This window comes from Pseudomonas beijingensis (genome assembly GCF_030687295.1).
In the GTDB taxonomy this organism is placed as follows: Bacteria; Pseudomonadota; Gammaproteobacteria; order Pseudomonadales; family Pseudomonadaceae; genus Aquipseudomonas; species Aquipseudomonas beijingensis.
Genome location: NZ_CP117425.1, coordinates 1,650,132 through 1,672,383, shown reverse-complemented (window position 1 = coordinate 1,672,383; position 22,252 = coordinate 1,650,132). Strand labels below are relative to the sequence as shown.

The 22,252-nt window shown below is 61.2% G+C and carries 18 protein-coding genes and 2 pseudogenes; 7 read left to right on the top strand and 13 right to left on the bottom strand.

Translation table 11 applies throughout. The annotated features are described in order from the left end of the window. Positions 1 to 30: 30 nt before the first annotated feature. Positions 31 to 603: a HupE/UreJ family protein gene (locus tag PSH84_RS07640; RefSeq protein ID WP_305482492.1), complete on the top strand. Its 573-nt coding sequence runs from the start codon at positions 31 to 33 to the stop codon at positions 601 to 603. A gap of 275 nt (positions 604 to 878) precedes the next feature. Then, complete coding sequence (locus tag PSH84_RS07635) at positions 879 to 2,012, top strand: AGE family epimerase/isomerase (RefSeq protein ID WP_122567279.1); 1,134 nt, start codon at positions 879 to 881, stop codon at positions 2,010 to 2,012. 160 nt (positions 2,013 to 2,172) lie between these two features. Here the strand turns inward: PSH84_RS07635 and PSH84_RS07630 are convergent, their stop codons facing one another. From PSH84_RS07630 to amaB, 8 genes and pseudogenes are all read right to left on the bottom strand, one after another. Beyond that, positions 2,173 to 2,937: an SDR family oxidoreductase gene (locus PSH84_RS07630; RefSeq protein WP_095963256.1), complete on the bottom strand. Its 765-nt coding sequence runs from the start codon at positions 2,935 to 2,937 to the stop codon at positions 2,173 to 2,175. An 850-nt stretch (positions 2,938 to 3,787) separates the two neighbouring features. After that, positions 3,788 to 4,504 carry an ABC transporter ATP-binding protein gene (locus tag PSH84_RS07625; RefSeq protein WP_122567281.1) on the bottom strand — a complete coding sequence of 239 codons (717 nt, stop codon included), beginning with the start codon at positions 4,502 to 4,504 and terminating at the stop codon, positions 3,788 to 3,790. Continuing rightward, complete coding sequence (locus tag PSH84_RS07620) at positions 4,501 to 5,373, bottom strand: ABC transporter ATP-binding protein (protein WP_122567282.1); 873 nt, start codon at positions 5,371 to 5,373, stop codon at positions 4,501 to 4,503. Before PSH84_RS07620 ends, PSH84_RS07625 begins: the two co-directional genes overlap by 4 nt. Next, positions 5,370 to 6,653 (bottom strand): high-affinity branched-chain amino acid ABC transporter permease LivM, encoded by a 1,284-nt coding sequence (gene livM, locus PSH84_RS07615; RefSeq protein ID WP_122567283.1) that lies wholly within the window; start codon positions 6,651 to 6,653, stop codon positions 5,370 to 5,372. Before livM ends, PSH84_RS07620 begins: the two co-directional genes overlap by 4 nt. Positions 6,654 to 6,656: 3 nt before the next feature. Then, entirely contained in the window at positions 6,657 to 7,571 is a 915-nt protein-coding gene (locus PSH84_RS07610; protein ID WP_046064350.1) for an ABC transporter permease subunit, read from the bottom strand. 223 nt (positions 7,572 to 7,794) lie between these two features. Continuing rightward, complete coding sequence (locus PSH84_RS07605; protein ID WP_305482491.1) at positions 7,795 to 8,928, bottom strand: ABC transporter substrate-binding protein; 1,134 nt, start codon at positions 8,926 to 8,928, stop codon at positions 7,795 to 7,797. Between the two features lie 370 nt (positions 8,929 to 9,298). After that, a pseudogene (amaA, locus tag PSH84_RS07600) lies at positions 9,299 to 10,581 on the bottom strand (L-pipecolate oxidase). Between the two features lie 153 nt (positions 10,582 to 10,734). Next, the gene (gene amaB, locus PSH84_RS07595) at positions 10,735 to 12,225 is read right to left on the bottom strand and encodes an L-piperidine-6-carboxylate dehydrogenase (protein WP_305482489.1); all 1,491 of its coding nucleotides are present in this window, start codon (positions 12,223 to 12,225) and stop codon (positions 10,735 to 10,737) included. A 181-nt stretch (positions 12,226 to 12,406) separates the two neighbouring features. Between amaB and PSH84_RS07590 the strand changes: the two genes are divergently transcribed. The 3 genes and pseudogenes from PSH84_RS07590 (at position 12,407) to nadE (ending at position 15,588) form a co-directional block, all read left to right on the top strand. Beyond that, on the top strand, positions 12,407 to 13,315 hold the full coding sequence (locus tag PSH84_RS07590) for a LysR family transcriptional regulator (protein ID WP_122567286.1): 909 nt from the start codon (positions 12,407 to 12,409) through the stop codon (positions 13,313 to 13,315). A gap of 213 nt (positions 13,316 to 13,528) precedes the next feature. Next, positions 13,529 to 14,756: pseudogene (pncB, locus tag PSH84_RS07585) on the top strand (nicotinate phosphoribosyltransferase). A gap of 4 nt (positions 14,757 to 14,760) precedes the next feature. Further along, complete coding sequence (gene nadE / locus PSH84_RS07580; protein WP_122567289.1) at positions 14,761 to 15,588, top strand: NAD(+) synthase; 828 nt, start codon at positions 14,761 to 14,763, stop codon at positions 15,586 to 15,588. Positions 15,589 to 16,194: 606 nt separating this feature from the next. Here nadE and PSH84_RS07575 read toward each other — a convergent pair. Next, complete coding sequence (locus PSH84_RS07575) at positions 16,195 to 16,359, bottom strand: hypothetical protein (RefSeq protein ID WP_305483208.1); 165 nt, start codon at positions 16,357 to 16,359, stop codon at positions 16,195 to 16,197. A 202-nt stretch (positions 16,360 to 16,561) separates the two neighbouring features. Next, positions 16,562 to 17,008, bottom strand: coding sequence for an azurin (gene azu / locus PSH84_RS07570; RefSeq protein WP_122567291.1), 447 nt, complete (start codon positions 17,006 to 17,008; stop codon positions 16,562 to 16,564). 341 nt (positions 17,009 to 17,349) lie between these two features. On the opposite strand from azu, the gene PSH84_RS07565 reads away from it, so the two are divergent. Then, positions 17,350 to 17,937 carry a cytokinin riboside 5'-monophosphate phosphoribohydrolase gene (locus tag PSH84_RS07565; protein ID WP_305482487.1) on the top strand — a complete coding sequence of 196 codons (588 nt, stop codon included), beginning with the start codon at positions 17,350 to 17,352 and terminating at the stop codon, positions 17,935 to 17,937. Between the two features lie 68 nt (positions 17,938 to 18,005). After that, on the top strand, positions 18,006 to 18,194 hold the full coding sequence (locus tag PSH84_RS07560; protein ID WP_057448273.1) for a hypothetical protein: 189 nt from the start codon (positions 18,006 to 18,008) through the stop codon (positions 18,192 to 18,194). Between the two features lie 73 nt (positions 18,195 to 18,267). Here PSH84_RS07560 and PSH84_RS07555 read toward each other — a convergent pair whose 3' ends face one another. The 3 genes from PSH84_RS07555 to PSH84_RS07545 form a co-directional block, all read right to left on the bottom strand. Further along, positions 18,268 to 18,645, bottom strand: coding sequence for an NUDIX hydrolase (locus tag PSH84_RS07555; RefSeq protein WP_122567293.1), 378 nt, complete (start codon positions 18,643 to 18,645; stop codon positions 18,268 to 18,270). Positions 18,646 to 18,813: 168 nt separating this feature from the next. Then, complete coding sequence (locus tag PSH84_RS07550; protein ID WP_305482485.1) at positions 18,814 to 19,707, bottom strand: transglutaminase family protein; 894 nt, start codon at positions 19,705 to 19,707, stop codon at positions 18,814 to 18,816. Beyond that, positions 19,707 to 22,193 carry a circularly permuted type 2 ATP-grasp protein gene (locus PSH84_RS07545; protein ID WP_305482483.1) on the bottom strand — a complete coding sequence of 829 codons (2,487 nt, stop codon included), beginning with the start codon at positions 22,191 to 22,193 and terminating at the stop codon, positions 19,707 to 19,709. The genes PSH84_RS07550 and PSH84_RS07545 overlap by 1 nt, the downstream gene beginning before the upstream one ends. Positions 22,194 to 22,252 lie beyond the last annotated feature (59 nt).

Genomic DNA, 22,252 nt, shown 5'->3' with positions numbered 1-22,252 from the left:
TTTTCCGACTGACAACAAGGAAGCTTATCCATGACGTTCAAACGCATCCTCGGCGCCCTCGCCTTGCTGCTGACCCCGGCCCTGGCCTTCGCCCACCCCGGCCATGGCGACAATGGCCTGATCGCCGGCCTCGGCCACCCCATCGGCGGGCTCGACCATTTGCTGGCGATGCTGGCGGTCGGCCTGTGGGCCGCGCAACAACAAGGCGCCGCGCGCTGGGCACTGCCATGCACCTTCGTCGGCACGATGCTGCTCGGCGGCCTGCTGGGCTTTGAAGGCCTGGAGCTGCCGGCGCTGGAAAGCGGGATCGCTGCCTCGGTGCTCGCCCTGGGCCTGGCGGTGGCACTGGCGGTGCGTCCGCCGTTGAGCCTGGCGGTCGGTGCAACCGCGCTGTTCGCGCTGTTCCATGGCGTGGCCCATGGCTTGGAACTGCCAGACATGTCGAGCCCGTGGGCCTATGCGGCAGGTTTCGTCGCGGCCACGGCGGCGCTGCATGGCGCAGGTTTTGCGCTGGTGCGGGTATTGCCGCGGGCGGCGGCGCCATTGGTCAGGTTGGTTGGGGCTGCTTCGGCGGGAGCTGGGGTGTGGTTGTTGGCGAGTTGATTCTCTAGCGCCTGCCTGGCCGCTATCGCGAGCAAGCTCGCTCCCACAGTTTGATCGGGGTACACCGGCCCCGTGGGAGCCAGCCTGCTTCACACCTTGATCGAGGTACACCGGCCCCTGTGGGAGCGAGCCTGCTTCACACCTTGATCGAGGTACACCGGCCCCTGTGGGAGCGAGCTTGCTCGCGATGACGGACTTGCAGGCGCCATCTCTCTGGAGTCGGTCACTCTGCTACCATGTCGCGCAATCGCCCCCAGCCGTGACGACGTCCGCCCATGCCTGATGCTTCCCGCCCCGCTCCCCAGCCTGAATTGACCGCCCTGTTCGCAACAGTGCGTCAGCATTTTCACGACGTGATCGTGCCAATGTGGCAAGGCCCGGGCTGGAATGCCGAACTGGCGCTGCCCTATGAATCACTGGATGCCGGACATGCACCACTGCCGCCCCAGCGCTACCGCGCCATGGCCTGTGCGCGGCAGTTGTATGTGTTCGCCAGCCTGATTGGCGAAGTGCCCCAGGCCGAGGATCGGGCCAGTGCCCTGTTCCGCTCGCTACAGCGTCATTTCCACGATGCCGAACACGGCGGCTGGTTCTACAGCATCGACCCCCAGGGCGCGCCGCTGGACACCGGCAAAGACCTCTACACCCACGCCTTTATCCTGTTCGCCTGCGCCCATTACTGGGGCAAGGTCCGCGAACCGCTGGTGGAGTCGGTGCTCAACGCCAGCCTGGAGGTCATCGCCCAGCGCTTTGCCAACACCGACGGTCTCTACGAAGCCAGCCTCAAGCGCGATTGGTCGACGACCGGCTCCGGCCCGCTGCAGAACCCCTTGATGCACCTGGCCGAAGCCTTCCTCGCCACCCTCTCGGTCCGCGACGACGCCAACGTCCGCCAGGCATTGTTGAGCCTGTGCGACGGCATGGCCAAGCATTTCATCGAACCGCAGCAACGGGTCATGATGGAAAAACCGCTCAAGGCTGTGGATAACTGGTTCGAGCCGGGTCACCAGTTCGAATGGTATTACTTGCTGGCCTCATCGCCCCTGTTGCGCAACGGCAAGTTGCACACCGCCCTGGAGCGCAGCTTCAGCCATACCGAACAACGCGGCGTCGATCCGAACTCCGGCGCCGTTTGCGCGATGCTGGCCCTGGAACCACAGGCCGGCCCACGCGATGTCACCCAACGCATCTGGGCTCAAGCGGAGTACTTGCGGGCACTCACATTGCGCCCAGGTCACCAGGGCGTGTTGCTGCGTCAATTGCAGGCGCTGCAGCAGCATTTCCTGCATGCCAAGGGCTGGAACGAATGCCTGGACGCCGACGGCAGGGTAAGCCGCCGGGACATGCCGTCCACCACGCCGTATCACCTGCTGACCTGCTATCGCGGGCTGGCCGATTATCTAGGCTGATTGGCAAACCGCTATCGGGGGCAAGCCTTGCTCCCACAGGGATTTGAGCAGCCCTGCTCCCCCCAGGGATAGATCAAGCCTGTGGGAACAGCCCTACTTCCCAGAAATGAATCAAAACCTGTGGGAGCAAGGCTTGCCCGCGATGAACGATAGCGCGGTCTTATGTTTTGTTGCGCTCAATGGCGAAACCAGCCCAGGTCTGGCTCACCGGCATCAGCTCCAGGCTGTTGATGTTGATGTGTGCCGGCGTGTTGAGCACCCAGAAAATCGTATCGGCGATGTCCTGTGGCTGGATCGGCTCGGCCCCGGCGTAGGTCGCGTTGTAGCGCTCCTGATCGCCACCGAAGCGCACCAGGGAGAACTCGCTCTCGCACAGGCCCGGCTCGATGTTGCTCACCCGCACGCCCGTGCCTTGCAGGTCGCAACGCAGGTTCAGGGAGAACTGTTTGACGAACGCCTTGCTCGCGCCATACACATGGCTGCCCGGATACGGGTAGTTGCCAGCGATGGAACCCAGGTTGACGATTCCGGCCCCACGGCCATGGGCGATCAGGCGCGGCAACAGCAGGCGGGTGCTGTAGAGCAGCCCTTTCACATTGGTGTCGACCATGGTGTCCCAGTCATCGAGGTCGCACTTGGGTGCCGGGTCGACGCCCAGGGCCAGGCCGGCGTTGTTGATCAGCCCGCGCAACTTGGCGAAGGACGGCGGCAGGTTGGCGATGGCCTCTTCCATGGCCTTGCGATCACGCACGTCAAGGACCAGGCCATGGACCTCGGTCTGCTTTGACAACTCCGCGCAGAGAGCATTGAGGCGTTCTTCACGACGACCGGTCAGCACCAGTTTCCAACCGGCCTCGGCAAAACGACGGGCACAGGCCTCACCAAAACCAGACGTTGCGCCGGTGATAAACAGGGTGTCAGACATCGTGTTCTCCTTGTTTGAACTTCAAAAGCCATTGAATGGAAATCGGTCCACAGCATGCCCGGCCTGGCACACCAGGGGCAAGGCTTGCGCATGAGCTTTTGGCCTACAGCTGCTCATAAAACAACCAATTCCCGCCAGGCCTTGCCCAACAAGGCCCGCAGCCGGTTGCGCGCACCTTATCCACAGGCACGTCCACAGTAATCGGGGGCAAGTGCAAACCCCACAAGCCGCTGTGCATAAGGCTTTGCGGGGTATTTGGAAAATTTTTTCGCTTGACCCTGCAAGCGAGGTTGTGCAGCGCGAGTTATCTGCTATAAGCCAGTGCGCGATGGGCGATGGCTCCAAGCCAGTAACGACGGCGCTCAGCGCAGTCTTTCCAGAGTTTAGTCACAGACTTATCCACAGGCTTGCCCACCGTCTTTCGAGCCCATTCCCGTGCTCATAAAAGTGTTGACAACAGCCGCTCCCGCTTGACCAAAAATGCCTGATCAAAAAACGATCACAACCCTGCAAGCCACGTATTCAAAGGCTTGCAGCCAGCCACTCCCACGTTACCCACAGCCAGTTCCACAGCAAACGGGGACAAGTCAAAACCGTGACAAAACAACTGTTTGCGGCGACTTTATGTCGCGGTTTCGCAGGGGCTCAGGATTGTTGTCCACAATTCTGAAAACGGTACAAATCCCTGTGGGAGCGAGCTTGCTCGCGATAGCGGTGGATCAGCCGACATTGATGTTGACTGAACCGCCGCTATCGCGAGCAAGCTCGCTCCCACAAGGGGGAAAGTGGTGGTTTGGAGAGATAAAAAAACCGGCGATTCCTCGCCGGTTTTTTCATTGCCGCAGTCGCTTCAATGCCCGCCCAGGTACGCGTTGCGCACCTCCTCGTTGGCGAGCAGTTCCTTGCCGGTGCCGGTCAGGCGGATTTCGCCGTTGACCATCACATAGGCCCGGTCCGACAGCTTGAGGGCGTGATTGGCGTTCTGTTCCACCAGGAAAATGGTCATCCCGGTGGAGGCCAGTTCACGCAAGGTGGCGAAGATCTGTTTCACCACGATCGGCGCCAGCCCCAGGCTCGGCTCATCGAGCAGCAACAACTTCGGCCGGCTCATCAATGCCCGAGCAATGGCGAGCATTTGCTGCTCGCCGCCGGACATGGTCATGGCCCGCTGGTTGCGCCGCTCCTTGAGCCGTGGGAACAGCTCGAACATGCGTTGCATGTCTTCGCTGGCGTACTTGTCACCGATGGGAATGGTGCCCATCAGCAGGTTTTCCTCGACGGTCATGTCAGGGAACACCCGCCGCCCTTCCGGTGACTGCGCAATACCGTGGGACGCAATGTAATGGGACGACTTGTGGGTGATGTCCACGCCCTGGTAAATGATCTGCCCACCCGCCGCTCGCGGCTGGCCGAAAATCGACATCAGCAGCGTGGACTTGCCGGCACCGTTGGAGCCGATCAGGCTCACGGTTTCCCCTTCACCAATGTGCAGCGAGACTTTTTTCAAGGCCTGGATCGGCCCGTAGAACACGTCCAATTCCTTGAGCTCGAGGATAGGTCCACTCATACCAGCTCCTCTTCGTCGGCACCCAGGTAGGCCGCAATCACTTTCGGATCGTTGCGAATCGCCTCAGGACCGCCCTCGGCGATCACGGTGCCGTGGTCCAGTACCACGATGTGGTCGGAAATGCTCATCACCATGCCCATGTCGTGTTCGATCAGCACTACGGTCAGATCGTGCTCGTCGCGCAGCAGCCGGATCATCGCGCTCAGCGCTTCGGTTTCCTGAGGGTTGAGGCCGGCGGCCGGTTCGTCGAGACAGATGATCTGCGGTCGGGTGCACATGGCCCGGGCAATTTCCAGACGCCGTTGCTGGCCGTAGGAAAGCTCCCCGGCGAGGCGGTTGGCACAATCCACCAAGTCCACCACTTCCAGCCAGTAGAAGGCATGGTCCAGGGCATCGCTTTCAGCCTTGCGGTAGCCCTTGGTGTTGAGGATGCCCGCCACCAAACTGCGATTGACCCACATATGCTGAGCCACCAGCAGGTTTTCCAACACCGACATTTCCTTGAACAGGCGAATGTTCTGGAAAGTACGCGCCAGGCCAGCGCGGTTCACCAGATGGGTGCCACCGAACATCTTGTAGTACATCCGGCTGGCGAAGGATTTCGGCGACACGAAGTCCGTCGGGCGAAATGCTTCGCCCAGCAGCTTGATGACGTTGGTCCGCTCGCCGCGCACATTGAGTTCGATCTTGCCACCCGTGGCCTTGTAGAACCCGGTCAGGCAGTTGAACACCGTAGTCTTGCCCGCACCGTTGGGGCCGATCAGGGCGAAGATCGAGTTGCGTTTGACTTGCAGGCTGACGTCGTTGAGGGCCTTGATCCCACCAAATTGCATCATCAGGTTTTCGACGGAGAGTACGACTTCGCTCATGGCGCTACTCCTTTACGCGGCGTCACACCTGTGCGGCTGATGCGGATCAGCCCGCGAGGGCGCCAGATCATCATCAACACCATCAGTATGCCGAACAGCAGCACCCGATATTCCGCGAAGCCGCGCAGCAGTTCCGGGGCCACGGTCAGCACGAAGGCCGCAATCACCACGCCAATGGTCGAGCCCATGCCACCCAGCACCACAATGGCGAGGATCAGGGCCGATTCGAAGAAGGTGAACGATGTCGGGTTGACGAAGCCTTGGTAAGTGGCGAAGAACACCCCGGCCAAGCCGGCCGTCGAGGCGCCGATGGTGAATGCCGAGAGTTTGACCAGAACGTGGTTCAGGCCCATTGAGCGGCAGGCGATTTCATCTTCACGCAGGGCTTCCCAGGCACGACCGACCGGCATGCGGGTCAAGCGATGCTTGATGTACAGCACGGCCAGCACGACGAGGAACAACACCGCGTAGATGAAGTAATACTTCACGTCCGGGTTGTAGGCGATGCCGAAAAACTCATGGAAAGGTATGCCGCCGTCCTTCGCTCTTTTACCGAGCTCCAGGCCGAAGAAGGTTGGCAGTGGTGCCGGCATGCCATTCGGGCCGCCGGTCAGGGACAGCCAGTTATTGAGGACCAGCCGGATGATTTCACCAAAGCCCAGGGTCACGATTGCCAGGTAGTCACCGTGCAGGCGCAATACCGGGAAACCGAGGATGCAGCCGGCCAGCCCCGCCGTGATCGCGGCCAATGGCAGCACTGTCCAGAAACCCAGCCCCAAGTATTGATACCCGAGAGCCAGTCCATAGGCACCGATGGCGTAGAACGCCACATAACCGAGGTCAAGCAGACCCGCCAGGCCCACCACGATGTTCAACCCCAAGCCCAGCAGTACGTAGATCAGCCCAAGGATGACTACGCCCAGCAGGTACGAGTTGGAAAAAAACGGGAACACCACGGCGATGACAATCACCAGCGGGATGATCCAGCGCAATCGGGTCTTGTAGTCAGGTGGCAGTACATGAACCCCGGAGCCAGTGCTTTCGAAGCCTTCAAGAATTTCCAGGCCCTTGGGCGTTTGCAGGAACAGGCCCAGGGCAAAGCGGCCAGCCATGACGATGGCGACAATCCAAGCCACCCGAGTCGTTTCCATGTTGAAGCCGTAGCCGTCCAGGACTACGCCGACAATCGGGCCGAACACAATCAGGGCGACCAGACCGGCAAGAATCGCGTCAACCAGGCTTCTTTTGAGATCAATGGTTTTTTTAGTGGTTGAAGACATCGCTTACACCTTCGACACAAGAGGACGGCCGAGCAGGCCTTGGGGCCGAAAGACCAGAACGAGAACGAGCAGCGAGAAGCTGAAGACGTCTTTGTAGTCCGAGTTGACCAGGCCCGAGAACAGCGACTCGGAGATCCCGAGAATGATCCCGCCGAGCATCGCCCCCGGCAATGAGCCGATCCCGCCGAGGACCGCTGCGGTGAATGCCTTGATGCCAATGATGAATCCGGCATAGAAGTCGAACGTGCCGTAGTTCATGGTGATCAGCACGCCGGCCAGGGCCGCCATCGCGGCACCGATGATGAATACGTAGGAAATCACGCGGTCGGTATTGATCCCCAGGATCGAGGCCATCTTGCGGTCTTGCTGGGTCGCGCGGCACATGCGGCCCAGCTTGGTGTACTTGATGATGTAGGTCAGCAGGGCCATCCCCGCAAACGCTGCGATCAGAATGAAAACCTTGGTGTAAGTCAGTTGCACGAATCCTGTGCCGACTTCGACGCGCCAAGCCCCAGTCAGCAGGGTTGGGACGCCTTGTTGCTTCGCACCCTGGGCGATCTGTGCATAGTTTTGCAGGATCAGCGAAATACCGATGGCGCTGATCAGCGGTGCCAGGCGGGTGGAGTTACGCAGGGGTTTGTAGGCGACACGTTCGATGACCCAGCCATACACCGCCGTGACGACGATGGTGAAGATCAGCGTACCGAGCATCAGCAGGGGAAAGGATTCAATACCGAAGTATGCCAGCAGAGCCAGACTGATCGCCGCGAGGTACGCAGAGATCATGTAAACCTCGCCATGGGCGAAGTTGATCATGCCGATGATGCCATAGACCATTGTGTAGCCGATGGCGATCAGGCCATAGACCGACCCGAGGGTCAGGCCGTTGACCAGTTGCTGCAGGAAAATACCATCCATAACGCAATCTCACGCAGTGAGAACCTGCACACCCTTGAGTGTGCGGTTCTTCTAAGGAAAATACAGATTTACGTCGGAGCAATGTCAGTCAGAACACTACATCCCTTGTGGACGCTGGCCTGCCAGCGAGAGCGGACGGACATTCAACGAAGATGTCGCCTGTCAGTCCGCCATCGCCAGCAGGCACGCCCCACATGGAATCGGGGGATCTAGCCGATCGTGTTTACTTCTGTTTTTCCAGCTGGTGGTATTTGCCGTCCTTGTCCCACTGGTAAACCACGTAGTCGGAGACTTTCAGGTCGCCCTTGGCGTCCCAGGTCTTCTCGCCCATCACGGTCTTGACTGGGTTAGCCTTGAGCCACTTGGCCGCAGCTTCGCCATCGTTTTTCTTGGCGCCATTAAAGGCCGCCGCGAGGGTCTGAACCGAAGCGTAGGCGTACAGGGTGTAGCCTTCCGGCTCAGTGCCCTTGGCACGGAATGCATCCACTACAGCCTTGCTGTCTGGCAGCAGGCGTGGGTCGGCACCGAAGGTCATCAGCACGCCATCGACAAATTGCGGGCCGCCAGCGGTGGTGACCAGCTCGTCGGTCACGATACCGTCGTCGGACATGAACTTGACGTCTTTGAGGCCTTGCTCACGCAGTTGACGAACCAGGGGACCGGCTTCCGGATGCAGACCGCCGAAGTAGACGACGTCGGCGCCGGCGCCGCGGATCTTGGTGACGATGGTGCTGAAGTCTTTTTCACCACGGGTCAGGCCTTCATACAGCACTGGCGTCACGCCGCGCTTGGCCAGTTGAGCCTTGGTCGCATCCGCCAGGCCCTGGCCGTAGGTGTCCTTGTCATGCAGCACAACGACTTTCTTGCCCTTGAGCACGTCGACAATGTAGTCGCCGGCGACGATGCCCTGCTGGTCATCACGCCCGCACATGCGGAACATGGCGCTCAGGCCGCGCTCGGTAACAGCCGGGTTGGTCGAACCCGGGGTGATTGCGATGATGCCTGCTTCGTCGTAGATCTCGGAAGCCGGAATGGTCGACGAGGAGCAGAAGTGACCGACCACGCCCGCCACTTTCTGGTTGGTCAGGTCCTTGGCCACGGTAACAGCCTGTTTCGGTTCGCAGGCGTCATCGCCCTTGACCAGTACGATCTTCTCGCCGTTCACGCCACCCGCCGCGTTGACCGCATCGGCCGCTGCCTGCGCCCCCTTCATATACTGCTCGCCAAATGCCGCGTTGGCACCAGTCATCGGCCCCGCCACACCAAATTTCACATCAGCTTGAGCAAACGCAGAAACACCCAACGCAGTTGCCACTGCGAGGGCCAGGAAACCTTTCTTGTAAAACGTCTGGGACATGAGGTGGTGCTCCAAGGTTTTTTTTAGTTGGCACTGCGACTTCATTTCACTGAAAAGCTCAGAGCAAGGGCCGTGCCATCGGTTTTTTATTCTGAGAAAAGTCGCTGCTTTATTGTTATTTCGACTGTTTCGAGCCCTTTTTCATAGGGCGTGCAACCGTCTAAACCGGACAAGGTGCAACCTTTTATCCAAATAGGTGAAACCCTCCGTGAGCCATCATTGCAACCATCGCACGAAACGGCGTGCAACCACTGTGTAACAACCCACGTCACCGAACTGCACACTGTCGGTGCGCGACTGCTACAACCCGCACCATAACAGGCTAGACGCTACGCCGGAAAACGCGGCTTGCAGCAACAATTTTCAACACTCAAATGACGATCCGCAGGCACTGGCCCGCGTGATACAGCGAAAAGCCCGCCTCATACAGGCAACTGCGCAAGCCCACCCCGGCCAACGGCTGCATGGGTGCGAACGGGATCGGCAGGGCCTGGGCATCGCCGTGGCACAGGTAGTCGGCGAACGCCTTGCCGACCACCGTACCGGTGGTCACGCCCCGGCCGTTGTAGCCGGTCACGGCCACCAGCCCGGGAGCGGGTTCGAACAGGCGCATCAAATGATCGGGGGTGAAGGCGATGCAACCGGTCCAGGTGCACTCCCACTCCACTGGTTTGAGGTAAGGGAAATAGTGTTGCTGCACCCGGTCGGCCCAAGCCTTGAGGAACCAGGTCGGCTTGCGGTTGCCGTTGCCCAGGCTGCCCAGCAGCAAACGGCCGTCCTTGTCACGGCGGATGCTGCTCAACACCTGCCGGGTATCCCACGAACCCTGCCCGCCCGGCAGAATGCGTTGGGCGGCCTCGTCGGCCAGCGGCACGGAAGCGACCTGATAGTAATAACCGGGGAAAAAATTGCGCCGCAGTTCGGTCCAGTCGCCCTCGGTGTAGGCGTTGGAGGCAATCACCACCTGCTCGGCCAGCACCGAACCCTGGGCGGTCTGCACCGACCAACGCTGGCCTTGGCGTTCCAGGCGCATCACCGGCGAGTGGTCGAACAGCTGGCCGCCCAGGTCCGTGGCGGCCTTGGCCAACCCGCTGGTGTAGGCCATCGGATTAAGGGTGCCGGCGCGGCGGTCGAGCAGTGCCGCGGCGATTTTCGCCGTGCCGGTCGCCTCGGCACAGGCCTGGCCGGTGAGCAACTCCACCGGGGCGCCACGGCGTTTCCATTGTGCCTCGCGACTGCGCAGGTCGGCCTCGCCCCGGGCGTTATGGGCCATATGCAGGGTGCCTTCGCGGCGCAACTGACAATCAATGTTGTATTTATCGATGAGGCTGAACACCAGGGCCGGTGCGGCGCCCAGCATGCGGTTGAACTGGCCTGCCCACCGCCTCGCCGAATCCGGCCTCGATGTCATCCGGCGGGATCCACAGCCCGGCGTTCACCAGGCCGACGTTACGCCCCGATCCGCCATGCCCGGCCCGATGGGCTTCCAGCACAGCCACGCGCTTGCCTTGTTCGAGCAAGTGCACCGCCGCCGACAGCCCGGAACCCTGCACCGATCACACAGACATCGACCATGATTTCGCCGGTGAGGGCAGTGTTTTCAGGCCTTTGCGGCGTCAGTTTTTCCCACAGACATTCTTCGCGTAACGGCATTGCCAGACTCCGAAAAAGAAACCCAACCATCACACTATTCAGTGCGGGAGCGACTTTGCTCGCGATAGCGGTCTGTCAGTCACATCGTTATTGAATGTGCCGCCGCCATCGCGAGCAAGCTCGCTCCCACAGGGGATTTTCGTTGGCTCGACCTCAGTCGAAGGTAATCCCCTGGGCCAACGGCAACTCCAGCGAGTAGTTCACGGTGTTGGTCTGGCGGCGCATGTAGCCGCGCCAGGCGTCGGAGCCGGATTCGCGACCGCCGCCGGTTTCTTTTTCGCCACCGAATGCGCCGCCGATTTCCGCGCCGCTCGGGCCGATGTTGACGTTGGCGATGCCGCAGTCGCTGCCCACCGCCGACATGAACTGCTCGGCTTCACGCACATCGGTGGTGAAGATGCAGGACGACAGGCCCTGGGGCACGGCATTGTTCAAGTGCAGGGCCTCGGCAAAGTCCTTGTAGCCAACCACGTACAGGATCGGTGCGAAGGTTTCGTGGCGCACCACATCACTCTGCTCGGGCATCTCGACGATGGCTGGCGAGACGTAATAGGCATTCGGGAACTGGTCTTCCAACTGACGTTTACCGCCAAACACCTTACCGCCTTCGCTCAAGGCCTGCTCCAGCGCGTCCTGCATACCGTCGAAGCTGTGCTTGTCGATCAGTGGCCCGACCAGGTTGCCTTCCAGCGGATGGCCGATGCGCACTTTCGAATAGGCGGCCTTGAGGCGGGTGACAATCTCTTCCTTCACCGACTCGTGGGCGATCAGCCGGCGCAGGGTGGTGCAACGCTGGCCGGCAGTGCCGACGGCGCTGAACAGGATGGCGCGCACGGCCATGTCCAGGTCGGCGCTCGGCGCCAGGATCATCGCGTTGTTACCGCCCAGTTCAAGGATGCTGCGGGCGAAGCGCGCGGCGACTTTCGGCGCCACTTCACGGCCCATGCGGGTGCTGCCGGTGGCGCTGATCAAGGCCACGCGCGGGTCGTCCACCAGGGCTTCACCGGCATCGCGGCCGCCGATAATCACCTGGCTCAGATACGGCGGTGCGTCGCTGAAGTTCTTCAACACGCGCTCGAACAGCGCCTGGCACGCCAGGGCGGTGAGCGGGGTCTTTTCCGAGGGTTTCCAGATCACCGAGTTGCCGCAGACCAGGGCCAGCGTGGTGTTCCAGGCCCAGACCGCGACGGGGAAGTTGAACGCACTGATCACCCCGACCACGCCCAGCGGATGCCAGGATTCACGCATGTGGTGGCCCGGACGCTCGGAGGCGATGGTCAGGCCGTACAACTGGCGGGACAGGCCGACGGCGAAGTCGCAGATGTCGATCATCTCTTGCACTTCACCCAGGCCTTCCTGGGTGATCTTGCCGGCTTCCCACGACACCAGCTCGCCGAGGTCGGCCTTGTATTCACGCAGCAGGTCGCCGAATTGACGCACCAGCTCGCCGCGACGCGGGGCCGGCACCTGGCGCCACAGGTCGAAGGCGTGTTCGGCACGGCTGACCTGCTGCTCGACTTCAGCGGCGCCTTCCCAGTTCACGGCGCCGATGCGGCTGCCATCGATAGGGGAATGCACCGGCTGTGTGCCGCCCTGGTACAAAGCCGGATTAACGCCCAGACGATCAAGCAATGCAGCAACCATGGGGTAACTCCTCTAAACGAGCGATAAAAGAATGGCGGACGGGCAATTACCGTCTACTCAGGCCTCTAGTTTTAGCTGGCTCGAGTCTTGGCAACAAACGACCATTAAGCGAGATATCATTCCGTTTATTCATGCTGCCCCTGACTCGATTTATAGAGCAACAAGATAAAAGGCCCTCGTCATGCTCAATAAGCGCTATTTACCGTCGATCACCGCGCTCCAGTGCTTCGAAGCCGTGACTCGCCACCTGAGCTTTACCCGTGCCGCCGAAGAACTTCATCTGACCCAGAGCGCCGTCAGCAAACAGGTCGCCCAGCTCGAGGAATTGTTGCAGCACTTGCTGTTTCGGCGTGTGCGCCGCCGCTTGCAGCTGACACCGGCCGGAGAGTTGTACCTGGGGGAAGTACGAAAAATCCTCACCCAGGTGGAGATGTCCACCCATTACCTGCGCTCCTACGGCGGCGATACCGAAGTGCTGCGTGTCTCCACGCCTCCGACCTTCGGTGCCCGCTGGCTGGTCCCCCGCCTGAAGGGCTGGCGCCTGCGTCATCCGAAAATTCATTTGGACTTATGCAGCGAGCAGGAAGCCGATGACTTGCAGCAGGGGCGCAGCGACCTGGCGTTCTACTTCGGCCAGGGTTCACGCCCTGGCACCGAGTCCCTGAGATTGTTCGACGAAGAGCTGGTGCCAGTCTGCGCCCCCGGCAGCCTGCCTGAGCAACCCTTCAGCGACCCGACCCAATTGGCCGAGCTGGTGCTGCTGCAAAACGCTTCGCGGCCCCAGGCCTGGCACGACTGGTTCGACAGCCAGGGCTACCACACCGAACACAGCTACCACGGGCCGCGTTTCGAAACCTTCTACATGTGCATCCGGGCCGCCCAGGTCGGCTGCGGCGTCGCCTTGCTGCCACGGTTTCTGGTGGAAGAAGAACTGGCCGACGGCAAACTGGTCATCCCCTGGCCCCACGCGATGCCTAGCACCAGCGCCTATTACCTGGCCTACCCGGAACATTCGGCGGAAGTGCCCAAGGTGCGGCTTTTTGTGGAGTGGATGCTGGAGCAGATCGACAGCCCGGATACACCGCAATAGCGGCAGCCAACACAACACCCTGTGGCGAGGGAGCTTGCTCCCGCTGGGCCGCGCAGCGGCCCCCTACCATACGGGCGCTGCGCACCCGAGCGGGAGCAAGCTCCCTCGCCACAAAAAACACTGGCAATACCCACCACGGTTATGCGCCACTAGCCGCTCACTAAAAACCGCCGAACCTCACTGCCCACTGCCGCGGCCTGTCTGGAGAACCTTATGAGCGAGAGCGTATTTGCCGATCGTATCGTGCAGAACCTGCTCGACACCGACTTCTACAAACTGACGATGATGCAGGCGGTGCTGCACAACTACCCCAACGTCGAAGTCGAGTGGGAGTTTCGTTGCCGCAACAGCGAAGACTTGCGCCCGTACCTGGCGGAGATCCGCTTCCAGATCGAACGCCTGGCGGAACTGAACCTGAGCGCCGACCAGTTGGGTTTCCTGGAGCGCATCAGCTTCCTCAAGCCGGACTTCCTGCGCTTCCTGGGGCTGTTTCGCTTCAACCTGCGCTACGTGCACACCGGTATCGACAACGGTGAGCTGTTCATCCGCCTGCGCGGGCCGTGGCTGCATGTGATTCTGTTCGAAGTGCCTCTGCTGGCCATCGTCAGCGAAGTGCGCAACCGCTATCGCTACCGCGAAATCGTCCTGGAGCAGGCCCGCGAGCAGTTGTATCGCAAGTTCGACTGGCTGAGCGCCAACGCCAGCGCCGATGAGCTGTCCGAATTGCAAGTCGCGGATTTCGGCACCCGTCGGCGGTTTTCCTTCCGCGTCCAGGAAGAAGTGGTCAACGTGCTCAAGCATGATTTCCCCGGGCGTTTCGTCGGCACCAGCAATGTGCACCTGTCTCGGGAACTGGACATGAAACCCCTGGGCACCATGGCCCACGAGTGGATCATGGCCCACCAGCAACTGGGTCCGCGACTGATCGACAGCCAGATCGCCGCCCTCGATTGCTGGGGTGCGCGAGTACCGGGGCCTGCTGGGGATCGCCCTCACCGACTGCATCACCATGGACGCCTTCCTCAAGGATTTCGATCTGTTCTTCGCCAAGCTGTTCGACGGTTTGCGCCATGACTCCGGTGACCCGGTGATCTGGGCCGAAAAGGCCATTGCCCACTACCACAAGCTCGGCATCGACCCGATGAGCAAGACCCTGGTGTTCTCCGATAGCCTGACATTGCCCAAATGCCTGGAGATTTTTCGGGCGTTGCGTGGTCGCATTAATGTCAGCTTCGGTATTGGCACCAACCTGACCTGCGACATCCCGGGTGTCGAGCCCATGAGCATCGTGCTTAAAATGATCAGCTGTGACGGGCAACCCGTGGCCAAGATTTCAGACGAGCCCGGCAAGACCCACTGCAAGGACCCGAATTTCGTCGCCTACATGCGACACGTTTTCCAAGTACCTGCCGCCCTTTCTGACACATCAAGCAAGGAGTGAATTCATGCAAGCCGTACAGCGTGAGATTGCTGAACAGCTCAAGGTCCAGCCACCGTTCGCCGATGACGCCGCCCTCAAGGCCGAGATCGCCCGGCGAGTGAGCTTTATCCAGGATTGCCTGGTCAATTCCGGGCTCAAGTCCCTCGTGCTGGGCATCAGCGGTGGCGTCGACTCGCTGACCGCCGGGCTGCTGGCCCAGCGTGCCGTGCGCGAACTGCGGGAGAAAACCGGTAACGCGGCCTATAAGTTCATCGCTGTGCGCCTGCCGTACGAAACCCAGTTCGACGAGCATGAAGCACAGGCCTGCGTGGACTTCATCGACCCGGACGAGCGCCATACCGTCAATATTGGCCCGGCGGTCAAGGCCTTGGCCGAGCAAGTCGCGGCGTTCGAAGGCAAGGCGGTGGTCTCGCGGGATTTCGTGCTGGGCAATACCAAGGCGCGGATGCGCATGCTGGCGCAATACACCATCGCTGGTGCCGAGCAGGGCCTGGTGATCGGCACCGACCATGCGGCCGAAGCGGTCATGGGTTTCTTCACCAAGTTCGGTGACGGCGCCTGCGACCTGGCGCCGTTGAGCGGCCTGGTGAAAAACCAGGTCCGGGCCATCGCCCGTGACTTTGGCGCACCGGAATCGCTGGTGGAAAAAGTCCCCACCGCCGATCTTGAAGACCTGTCGCCAGGCAAGCCGGACGAAGCTTCCCACGGTGTGACCTATGCCGAGATCGATGCTTTCCTGCACGGCCAACCGGTTCGCGAAGAGGCGGCCAGGATCATTTGTGAGACCTATCGTAAGACTGAGCACAAGCGGGTGATGCCGTATGCGCCGTAAGCGGTAAGCGGTAAGCGGTAAGCTCGCGATAGCCGAGAGGCGTGGGTTGGTGTGTATATCCGTTTTTTTTGTAACGGCGGCTGGCGGTTCCGCTCTTACAGCGGGTCACTTTTGGAAGAGCGCCAAAAGTAACCAAAAGCGCTTTGCCCCACCACTTGGCACCTCGCTAAGGCTCGGTGTGCCCTCACTCCGGCATTGCTCCGTGGGCCCGCCGCGAAGGGCCATCCATGGCCCAGCGCGGCTATCCCGGCATCCATGCCGGGATGCCCACTGCGCAATGCCTGCGTTCGGCCAGCGTGGTTTAACGGGGCGTCCAGATCAAGATCAAGAGCCAAAGCAAGAGCAAGAGCAAGAGCAAGAGCGGGACATATCCCAGCATCTATTTAGCTGAACCACCGCTATCGCGAGCAAGCTCGCTCCCACAATGGGCCTGTGGTGAACACAAGACTTATGAGCACCCAAGATCACCTGTGGGAGCGAGCTTGCTCGCGATGAGGCCAGCAAACCCAACATCCCTGTGACTGAACCACCGCCATCGCAAGCAAGCTCGCTCCCACACTCATCCCACAGGAAAAAACGCGGTCCCACCAAGAGCCAGGTCGGCTCTCAGGCCGCCTCGCGGTGGACGTTGATCTCGGGCGCCCCGTTAACCACGATGGCTGAACGAAGGTATTGCGCAGTGGGCATCCCGGCATGGATGCCGGGGTAGCCGCGCTGGGCCATGGATGGCCCTTCGCGGCGGCCCACGGAGCAATACCTTCGTTCAGGCATGCCGAGCCTAAGCGAGGCACCGAGTGGTGGGGCAAAGCGCTTTTGGTTACTTTTGCGCTCTTCAAAAGTGACCCGCTGTAAGAGCGGAACCCTAAGCCGCCGTTACGCAAAAACGGATATACACACCAAAGCCGAGCTTTCTAAAAAAAACGGCGCTTCCCATTTCTGAAAGAAGCGCCGCTTTTTTTGTGCCTGAAACGGATCACTTCAGGGTAACAGTGCCTTTCATCATCGAGATATGGCCCGGGAACGAGCAGAAGAAGCCGTACTTCTCGGAAGCACTGAGTTTCGACACATCGAAGGTCACCGAGTCGGTTTCCTTGGCACCAATGAGTTTGGTATGGGCGATGATGCGAGCATCACCTTCTTTCAAGTAGTTCTTGTCGATACCAGCGGCCAGGCCATCGGTGGCGATCGGCTGCATGTCAGCCTCTTTGCTCAGCACCCAGTTATGGCCCATGACGTTTTTCGGCAGGCTGCCCGAGTGCGTCAGCTCAACGGTGAACGTCTTGCAACTCTTGTCGATCTCGATGGCCTTGGTATTGAAGGACATCTGGTCAGTCGAGTCGATGGTGGTCTTACACTCCGCTGCCATCAGTTGGCTGCTGGCCAGCGTCAACAGGGATACTGCAACAAGTTTGGCAAACATCGTGAATCTCCAAGGCATGGTTAACAAAAATCCGTCAAAGGGGAAGACTGCCTGAATTTGAGACAAGTTCCTATGACCTGAGTCAAAGATTGTATACAACTTAAGGCTATCAGCCTGATGGACATAATCAACCAGCCATAAGTATGACGCGCCCCTATGATCAGCCCCATCACCTCCTGGAGCGATCGTCATGAACCTCAATAGCCTGTTGTGCAGTTTGCTCGCCGCCTACGCCTGTGGCGCCAGTGGCACCTATGAAAAACCCCAGCGCGAGGTTTAAGTCCTTTGCGCAGCCTAGGCCAGGCTTTACTCTGGTGCGGTGACTGACCACGGAGTAAAGCATGTCCATCGCGTCTGTTTGTGTATTTTGCGGCGCCAGCACTGGCACCGACCCAGCGTATCGTGAAGCGGCGCAGGCCCTCGGGCATGCGTTGGCTGAACGAAAATTGACCCTGGTCTACGGCGGCGGCGCCGTCGGCCTGATGGGTGTCGTCGCCGACGCGGCCCTGGCGGCTGGCGGCGAAGTCATCGGCATCATCCCGCAAAGCCTGAAGGATAAGGAAATCGGCCACAGCGGTCTGACCCGTCTGGAAGTGGTGGACGGCATGCACGCCCGCAAGGCGCGCATGGCTGAACTCAGCGACGCCTTCATCGCCCTGCCCGGCGGCCTCGGCACGCTGGAGGAGTTGTTCGAAGTCTGGACCTGGGGCCAGCTCGGCTACCACGGCAAACCGCTGGGGCTGCTGGAAGTAAACGGTTTCTACAGCAAGCTCACCGCTTTTCTCGATCATATCGTCGGCGAAGGCTTCGTCCGCGCGCCCCATCGTGACATGCTGCAAGTGAGCGAATCCGCGCAGAACCTGCTCGATGCCCTGAACGAATGGCAACCGTCCGTGCAACCAAAATGGGCCGAACAAAAACCCAGCTAACGGCTCGGCCCCGATACAGGGCAGAATATGCGCCGCTCAACCTCACCTTCGACCCCAGAGGATCGCCCATGGCCAAACCCAATTATTCCTTCGCCAAACGTCAGAGAGACTTGGCCAAGGAGCAGAAGAAAGAGGAAAAGCTGCAGCGCAAGAAAGCCACAGCTGAAGAAGAAGCCGCACTGACCCCGGATACCGAAGGCGAAGTAGCAGCAGAAGATGATGTTGATGCACCGAAAGATCAGGCTCCCGACGCCTGATACCCCCAGGGCCCGATGATCCGATCCGGCCCCCCGGTTCTGTGACCAGGGCCGGCAGCCCCGCTGCCGACCCTTACAATCCCAGCGCGTTGATAATCGACTGGCGATAACCCGCAGGCAGGTTCACCGGCAATTGGTCCGGCGCGAACAGGCCGATCTCCTTGTGCTCATGACTGATGGTCGGCACGAAACCGCCCAGCAACTGGCAGCGGTACGTGGAGATGAAGACGTGCTTGCCGGGAATGACTTCGAACAAGTACGAATCCAGCGGCGCCCCCACGCTCACCTCAACCGCCAGCTCCTCGGCAATTTCCCGCGCCAGGCATTGCGGCGCCGTTTCGCCCAGCTCGATTCGTCCGCCGGGCAATTCCCATTCATCGCGCTCGTTGAGCATCAGCACGATCAGGCCTTCGGGGGATTGCAGTACACCTTTGATGGATACCGGGAACATGGGGAAACCTCCTCATCCATAAGACACACAACCTGTGGGAGCCTAACCCTGTGGGAGCCGAGCTTGCTCGCGATGAGGGCGACACGGTTCAACTGCAAAACCGCGTCATCGTTCATCGCGAGCAAGCTCGGCTCCCACAGGCTCGCTTCCACATTTTTCACACAGCGTTCATGATTCCAACGGCATCACCGTCACCCGCACTTCAGGATCATGGGCACCGCCGCCCAGGATCACCCCGCGCAACGGTGACACATCGGAAAAATCCCGGCCCCAGGCCAGGGTGATGTGTTCCAGGGCCGGCTGGACATTGTTGGTCGGGTCGAAGTCCACCCACCCCAACACCGGGCAATATACCGAGACCCAGGCGTGGGACGCATCGGCGCCAATCAGCCGTGGTTGGCCGGGCGGTGGCTGGGTCAGCAGGTAGCCGCTGACGTAACGCGCCGCCAGGCCGCGAGAGCGCACGCAAGCCAGCATCAGGTGGGCAAAGTCCTGGCACACGCCCCGTCGCCGCTCCAGCACCTCTACCAGCGGCGTCGCCACCTGGGTCGCCTCGGCATCGAAGGTGAATTCCTCGAAGATCTTCTCCATCAGCGCTCGGACACCGACCATCAACGGTCGCCCCGGCGGGAAGCAGCTTTCGGAAAACTCGACGAAGCTACGCTTGAGGTGCACATACGGTGACTCGAAACGGTAGCGGCACGCCTCCAGCAGTGGCGCCGCCAGTGGTCGGCCGCTGTAGGTCAGCGCGTTGCAGGTCGACTCCCAGGCCGGCGACAGGTTGAAATCCAGCTCGGGGCGGGCCAGCACCTCGACGCTCAGGCGGGCATTGACCAGCAACTCGTCATGGGGCCGCTCAAAGGCCAGGCGGGTCAGTGGGTTGCCGAACACATCCTGTTCATCGCGGCGGGTCGTCGGTTCCGGGCTGATCAACAGTTGCCGTTCGGTGCAACGCTGCCAGTCACAGGCCCGCGGCCACAGATGAGCGAGCTGCTGGGCCAGGGACACCGGGCTGTCGTAGTGGTAATGGGTGTCGTGGAGGATCTGGTAACGAGCGTTCATCAGACGGACACCGTGCGTTGGCTGACGTCATCGACGTGGGCGAAATGACGCAACGCCAGGCGATCGGACACCTGGCCGCTGGCGTCGGCCACTTCCTGCAACAGGTCGGCCAGCCCATCGAGTGCGGCGCGCAGGCTGGCCTCACCGAACAAGGGGTTTTCCAGGCAACGCAGGTCAAAGCGTGAGAGGCGCGCGACCAGCTCCGGCAAGGCGGTTTCCCTGGGCGCGGCAAAATCATCGTTCAAGCGCTTGAGGGTGCGGGCCACCAGCTTCAATTGGAAGAGCACCGCGTGGGGGTTCTGTTCATCCAGCAGCAGCAAGTCCAGCACCGGGATCAACTGGGCCACCGCCAAATAGCGCGAGCGGTAGGTGATGCTGCTGTTGCCCAGTTCCAGCAACCATTCCAGCCCGGCCTGATCGAACACCGCGTCGCTGCGCAGGAACGCCGCCAGGCTGCTGCTGAGAAATTGCAGGCGCTCCAGGCGCCGACCGATCATCAAAAAGCGCCAGCCTTCGTCGCGGGTCATGTCGTCCAAGGCAAATCCGGACAACGCCGCCAGGGACATCACCAGCCGATTGAGGAAATCCAGCAACTCGCCGAAATCCGCTTCCTCGGTTTCCAGCTCGATGGCTTCGCGCTGCAATTCCACCAGCGCCTGCCAGTTCTCCCGGGACAGCTTGCCGCGCACCTGCGAGGCGGCCCACTGCAAGCGCTGCAAGTTGGAGCGCAGGCTGAACGACCAGTCGTCCCCCAGCAGTGCCGCCAGCAAACGCTCGGGCAACTCGCCCTCTTCGGGCAGCAGCATCAGGCTTTCGCCCAAGGCCACCGCCGACTGCAAGGCCAGTGGATCATCGCCATCGACATAACGCGCCAGCATGATCCGCAGCAACCGCGCGCTGCCATCGCAACGCTCGCAGTAGCGGCCGAACCAGAACAGGTTTTCCACCACCCGCGACGGCAGGTATGGATCACGTCGAACCAGATCATGGACCCCCACGGTTCGCTGGGCCTTCCATTGTTCACTGCCGGGCGCCTGCTCCCCCAGCACCCAGGTGTCCTTGCTGGCGCCACCGCGCTGCATCGACACCACTTCGGCGTCGGCCTCGGCGGCCACGCGGGTCAGGCCACCCGGCAACACCCGATAATCATCCTTGCCGGACACGGCATACATGCGCATACCGATTGCCCGCGGCTGGATTTGCCCATCCTCGGCCTGCCAGACCGGTGCCTGGGACAGTTGCGCCAGTTCCTGGGCGACATAGGCATAGGGCCGTGCCTGCATGCGTGCCGCCAGTTGCCCGCGCTGCGCCTCGCTCAGGTCGCGACCGAACACCGGGCTGAAACTCTGGGACGGAAACGCCGGCTTGATCAACAACTGCGGCAGTTTTTCCAGGGCCTGGGCCAGCACCGGCGGCTCACCGCACCACCAGGTGGCGATGGACGGCAGCAGCAGTTCTTCGCCGAACAGGTACTGGTTGATCTTCGGCAGGAACCCCAGCAGGCCCGGCGACTCCAGCACGCCACTGCCCAAGGCATTGGCCACCAGCACCCGGCCCTGGCGCACCGCTTCGAGCAACCCCGGCACGCCGAGGGCCGAATCGGTGCGCAACTCCAGAGGATCGCAGAAATCGTCGTCGAGCCGGCGCATGATGGCGTGGACCCGGCGCAGGCCGCTGAGGGTCTTGAGGTAGACCGTGGCATCGCGAACGGTCAGGTCGCCGCCTTCCACCAGCGGATAGCCCAACTGGCGCGCCAGGTAAAGGTGTTCGAAATAGCTTTCGTTGAACCGCCCCGGCGTCAACAGCACCACCAGCGGCGACTCACCGTCGCTGGGTGCCTGCCGCGCCAGGGTTTCCTGCAAGGTGCGAAAAAATCCGGACAGGTGCCGAACCTTGAGGTCGCGATACAAATCGGGAAAGGCGCGGGAAACGATCATGCGATTTTCCAGCGCGTACCCGGCCCCCGAAGGCGCCTGGGTCCGGTCTGCCGTGACCCACCAGCGGCCATCGGGCGTGCGCGCCAGATCCACCGCATACAAGTGCAGGAAACTGCCGTCCGGCGGCAAGATGCCCTGGCACGGCCAGAGGAAATTGTTGTGCCCGAACACCAGCTCCGCCGGCAACAGCCCTTCGCTGACCAGTCGCTGCGGCCCGTACAGGTCGGCCAGCACCGCATTGAGCAGCCGCGCACGCTGGGCGATCCCGGCTGACAGATGCTTCCATTCCTGCGGGTCGATCACATGGGGCAGCAGGTCCAGTTCCCACGGCCGGTCGGCGCCCTTCGGGTCTGCATAGACGTTGTAAGTGACACCGTTTTCCTGGATCTGCCGGGCCAACAGTGCCTGACGCTGGAGCAGTTGGGCCGGCGTACTGCGCTGCAAATGGTCGAGCAGGCGGCGCCAGTGCCCGCGCACCGCGCCGCTGTCGTCCAACAGTTCGTGATAGGTGCCCGTCGTCAGCGGGTAACGGTCAAGCAGGTCAGGCATGGAAAGCTCGGCAGACAGCAATGAAAGGTGAGACTAGCGCAAGCGCATGACGCCCGGAT